The sequence below is a fragment of the uncultured Gimesia sp. genome (genome assembly GCF_937919775.1).
In the GTDB taxonomy this organism is placed as follows: domain Bacteria; phylum Planctomycetota; class Planctomycetia; order Planctomycetales; family Planctomycetaceae; genus Gimesia.
Window position 1 is genome coordinate 1 of record NZ_CALFPF010000802.1, and the last position, 5,067, is coordinate 5,067.

The following is a 5,067-nucleotide window of genomic DNA, read 5'->3' on the forward strand; positions in this document are numbered from 1 at the left end:
CATCCCCGCCAACGAATATCATCCCTGAACGCCAGCGGAAATTCCGTGATATTACCTTCGAGATGTGCGGAACGTAGGATCAAGGGCTCCCCCAGTCACCGAAAAGCCCTCCGCAAAACGGGATCGCACCCTCCGCGGATGCACCGTGGACTGCTGAATCGGGGTTGTCTGGTTTGTGAGAACACAGTTGCCAGACTGATGAATTCGGAAGGCATCGTGTCATCGACGACAAAGAACTTTCGAGTAAACGCAACGAATTCGAATCACTCTCTACCGATCGCGGATAACATTCCGGATCGGAATATTACGACGGATGGCCCCGGTTATAAGCTGTTTTTTGATCTGACATATATCTCGACCGCAGAAGGCTTTCTGTAACTGGTTTGTATGATTGATATTTACTCTCATCGGCTGGTCGATGCGCCACGAGATCACAACGGAAGTTTTTCTGTCTGGGCTGGAGATCACACCTGTTCGTCTGGGCAGGAAGGACATCTCAACCGAAAATGAGTGGCGAAACAATTGCTCACAGGCCGGGGCGGCAGTCATCCGTGTTGTCGCCGAAAATCAATGAATTTCTAGGCCCGGCAGGTGAAATTCAGCGGTGGATATGCAACATTACCGCATGAACCGGTTTGTTCAGCAGTAGAAGTTTGAGGTTGGGTGTTTTTTTACCACACTTGATACATTGCTGCGCCACCATATGCCTGAAAAATGCTGCCATGGTCGTTTCGAAGTTGCGATGTTATGAAACTTGATATCAAGCAAACGTCACAAGGGGAGTTGCTCCTTCTGCATCTCTCTGGTGACTTGGATAACGATTCATCGCAGGACTTTCGTGAAGCGATCGACGAAGCCATTGCGACGGGGTATATTCGAGTGATTGTGCGCTTCACTCACGTAAGCTATATCAGTTCTGCTGGCATTGGCGTATTGATTGCCTCAAAAAAGCGGCTTGTCGAACTGAACGGGCTTTTGGGGATCTACGACTTAAATTCGCATGTCGAGATGGTTCTGCGACAGACAAAGTTGTTGGATCACTTGCAGTGTGACGCTGATTCTTTGATAGCGAAGTATTCGTCCGCCTTCAGTGATGCCGGGGAATCTCAGGAACTCACAACTGATGACGGCATTGAAGTTACAATCCAGACACTTGGCTCAAGCTCGCCCAAGGCGATGTCGCTCGAACTCTACGGTAACCCATCGCGAATTCAGCGAAGTGTTCTTTTGGCCACAGATGGGCATCGACTTAACTTTCCGACGAATAGTCTCGGGCTGGGACTTGGAACTTTGGCGGCAGGTTCTCACAGCTCACAAGATTTGATGGGTGAGATTCTTGCGGTTGGTGGTGCGGTTGCACAGTCACCGCGAGAGTATGGTCTTTTGCCTGATTTTGCCATCGCTCAGGAAGAGTATGTGCCTGCCGTTGAGCTAATGTATGGACTGCGACTGTGCGGCGATTTTTCGTATGTCGTGCGATTCAACCGAAGGCCGTCGGAAAGTCCGCTCACCTTATCCCGTATTGTAAATCTGGCTGCAGGAATCAAAGGGTTGTCGGCGGCGGCCGTGGTTGTGCTTGGTGAGTGTGCCGGTGTGGTTGGGACTCAACTCACCCAGTCTCCGGTTCAAAGCAGAGCACAAACAGACGCACAACCCATTGATCGATTCGAGTTTCCCTCAATTCGGGACTGGCTATCCTTTGGTGGCGAGCAAATCCATTTGCATTCGATGGTGCTTGCAGGCGGTGTGTTAGTGTCGGCTGCTCATGTGAAAACGGAACCCTCGCTTACGTCCTTCCTGCGTCCTTTGTCCGAAGAGAATTGGCTGGGGCATTTTCATGCCGCTGTATTTCCCTTCCGGCCTTTGAAAAGAACGGCACTCGATCTGAATGAGTCGGTTACCGATTTGTTCAACTCGGAATCACTAAAAGATGTGGTTCACCTCCTGTGCGACTCCAGGCCTAATTATGGAGCGGGGGAAACTGAGTTCAATAGCTGTGCGGTCTGGGTAGCGCCTTTAAATACATCACCGTCTGGAGGGCTCCCTCAATGACTCTGCTTGTGGGTTCTCTTGCAACAGGATTAATCCTCTCGCTTCTGGCGTTTGGCATCCTGATTAGTTTCCGGGTTGTGAAGTTTGAAGATCTGACGGTGGACGGCGCATTCACGCTGGGCGGCGCAGTGATGGCGACACTTGTTTTCGCTGAGTTTGAGCCGTTGCGTGCGACACTCATGGGGGCCTTGGCCGCCGGCGTGGCGGGGACAGTCACGGCCACGCTGCACACACGATTTAAGATCAATCGCTTACTCTCAGGCATCCTGGTGATGACCGCGTTATATTCCGTCAACCTGCGGGTGATGGGGAAAAGCACTTTACCGCTGCAGTCCAAGCCAACTCTGATGACTTACGTCCATCGTATTTCCCAGGGGCTCTTCGGCGAAGGTGATCATCTTAAAATATTTCACTGGGAAGTTCCCTCGCGAGACGTAACCGCATTGTTGCTTCTTTTCCTGCTGACAATACTGATCGGATGCCTGCTCTTCATTTTTTTCCGTACGAACCTGGGGCTTGCCATGCTGGCCACCGGGGACAACAGTCGAATGACCGAATCGCTGGGAGTCAATATCAATCGCATGACGGTGCTTTCTTTGTTTCTGGCGAATGCTCTGATTGGATTGTCCGGCGCTCTGCTTGCTCAATATCAGGGGTACGCCGATGCTCAGATGGGGGTGGGAATGCTGGTGTTGGGTGTGGCGAGCGTGATTCTGGGCGAATCCCTCGTTGGCACAAGGAAGATTGGTTACCTGATTGTCGGTGCCTTTATGGGCAGTGTGCTGTTCAGGCTTATGATCGCTATCGCACTAAGATGGGGGTTAAACCCTAACGATCTCAAACTTATTACCGCTGTTTTTGTGTTCGCGGCGCTTGTGTTTCCAAAAATATTTTCCCAGGGAGCCAGTTGGCTACGAGGAAAGATCCGTGCTTGAAGTTACTAACGCCCACAAGACGTTTTTCCCCGGAACGCCCAATGCTGTGCATGCATTGCGGGGAGTTGATTTAAAAATTGAAAGGGGCTCCTGGGTCTGTGTGATTGGGACGAACGGTTCCGGAAAATCAACACTACTCAATGCGGTCGCTGGCGGGTTTCTGCTCGACGAGGGAAGCATTCGCATCGATGGTGTCGATGTTTCAAAATGGCCGGAATACCGTCGAGCAAAATTGCTCGGACGCGTTTTCCAGGATCCCTTTAGCGGTACCGCACCATCAATGACGCTCTTCGAAAACCTGGCGCTAGCCTCCCGGCGTGGCCAGGCGCGAGGATTGGGGCTGGCGCTGAATTCAACAACTCAGGACGAGTTAACCAAATGTGTTGCCGAAATGGAGCTTGGACTGGAAAACCGGATGGATAACCCGATCGGTTCGTTTTCTGGCGGGCAAAGACAGTCGCTAACCTTACTCATGGCAACCCTGATCCGGCCACGACTCTTATTGCTGGATGAGCACACCGCTGCTCTTGATCCCAGAAGTGCCGATCAAATCATTCGGCTCACCAAACGGAGCATTGAACACGACTGCCTGACAACCATGATGGTGACTCACTCAATGCAGCAAGCAGTTTCGGTTGGCGATCGCGTCATCATGATGGATCAAGGCAAAATCGTGTTAGATGTTTCTGGCCCCAGAAAACAGCGACTAAGACCTAGGGATCTGCTGGCAAAATTCGAAGAACTGAGACGACGGCAGCAGCTTGATGAAACCGCCGCCGACATGCTGCAGACGCAATACGTGTGACGACAGTTCGGATTATTTCGCTGGCAAGGCAGGACGGGGGCGCGCGAACAGCCTTCGGGCGAGCATGCAAAACTACATTTCCCCAGGTAAATAAAGGGCTTTCAGAGTGAATAAGTTTATTGCTTTCGCACGCCATACGGCGCTGGGCCTTATTTCGATTCTGCTGGCATCCGGATTATTGCTTTGGTCCGACCCCGGTAAAGAGAGATCATCGCAAAACCAAGGCAGTCAGGTTTTAAAGATAGCCATAATGAACTTTATCAGCGTTCCCGTCCTGGAAAACGGCGAGAAGGGATTGCTGGCTGGATTGGCAGAGAAAGGATTTGAAGATGGTGGCAAGTTAGAAATTGTCCGTTACAACGCGGAAGGTGATCGAGCGACAGCGATTCTGATTGCGAAAGATGTTGTCGGGCGAGGCTATGATCTGGCCTTAACTCTGTCGACTCCGATGCTGCAGTCGTTGGCGTCTTCCAATCTCGACACCAAACAGAAGCACATGTTCACCTTGACGACCGATCCTGCTGGAGCGGGAGTCGGCATCAGTCGCAACGACCCTCTGGATCACCCGCCCTACATGACTGGCTACGGAACGCCCCAGCCTGTCGATAAGTTGTTTGAGATGGCGCGGCGTGCAAATCCCAAATTAAAACGGGTGGGAGTGTTGTGGAATCCTGCGGAGTCTAACTCCGAAGCTTCGACAATTCAGGCTCGAGCGATCTGTAAGAAACTCAATATTGAATTGATCGAGATTACCGTTGATTCGTCTGCAGCCATCCTGGAGTCTGCAAAGGCGCTCCTGGCGAGGAACGTCGAAGCAATCTGGGCCGGAGGTGATACTGTTGTGGCTGCTGGCTTGGAGACCATGATTGCTACGGCGGCCAGTGGTGGAATACCGGTGTTCACAAATATGCCGGAAGATGTCCAGGTGGGAGCGCTCTTTTGCTTAGGGGCGGACTACTTCGAAGTCGGCAGAAGCGGCGGGCACCTGGCTGCAAGAATATTGAATGGCGAAGACATCGCCACAATACCCGTTGAGAATTTTGTCCCCGAGCAGCTTGCCATAAATAACAAAGTCGCCCCTCAGTTCCTGAGCAGCTGGACGATTCCGCCTGAATGGCAGCAACAGGCTAAGAAGATCGTGGATTGAGCTTGAACGGTCAGGGTATTCAGAGTATTCAGAGTCGCCTCGGCTGTCAGCATTTCGGTGCCATTGTGGTGCCGGGTTCGAAGCACGATGAAGTTTCATGATGGCCTGGAGTGAGGCGGTCAAGTGAT

At 51.9% G+C, this 5,067-nt stretch carries 5 protein-coding genes; all 5 read left to right on the plus strand.

Annotation, left to right across the window (positions count from 1 at the left end):
• The first annotated feature begins 138 nt into the window (after positions 1-138).
• The 5 genes from Q0294_RS22855 (at position 139) to Q0294_RS22875 (ending at position 4,939) form a co-directional block, all read left to right on the plus strand.
• Positions 139-378, plus strand: coding sequence for a hypothetical protein (locus Q0294_RS22855; protein WP_299470104.1), 240 nt, complete (start codon positions 139-141; stop codon positions 376-378).
• Positions 379-747: 369 nt separating this feature from the next.
• The gene (locus Q0294_RS22860; RefSeq protein ID WP_299470107.1) at positions 748-2,052 is read left to right on the plus strand and encodes an STAS domain-containing protein; all 1,305 of its coding nucleotides are present in this window, start codon (positions 748-750) and stop codon (positions 2,050-2,052) included.
• Positions 2,049-2,987 carry an ABC transporter permease gene (locus Q0294_RS22865; protein WP_299470109.1) on the plus strand — a complete coding sequence of 313 codons (939 nt, stop codon included), beginning with the start codon at positions 2,049-2,051 and terminating at the stop codon, positions 2,985-2,987. Before Q0294_RS22860 ends, Q0294_RS22865 begins: the two co-directional genes overlap by 4 nt.
• Positions 2,980-3,792 carry an ATP-binding cassette domain-containing protein gene (locus Q0294_RS22870; RefSeq protein ID WP_299470111.1) on the plus strand — a complete coding sequence of 271 codons (813 nt, stop codon included), beginning with the start codon at positions 2,980-2,982 and terminating at the stop codon, positions 3,790-3,792. Before Q0294_RS22865 ends, Q0294_RS22870 begins: the two co-directional genes overlap by 8 nt.
• 250 nt (positions 3,793-4,042) lie before the next feature.
• Positions 4,043-4,939, plus strand: a complete 897-nt coding sequence (locus tag Q0294_RS22875) for an ABC transporter substrate-binding protein (protein WP_299470113.1) — start codon at positions 4,043-4,045, stop codon at positions 4,937-4,939.
• Positions 4,940-5,067: the final 128 nt, after the last annotated feature.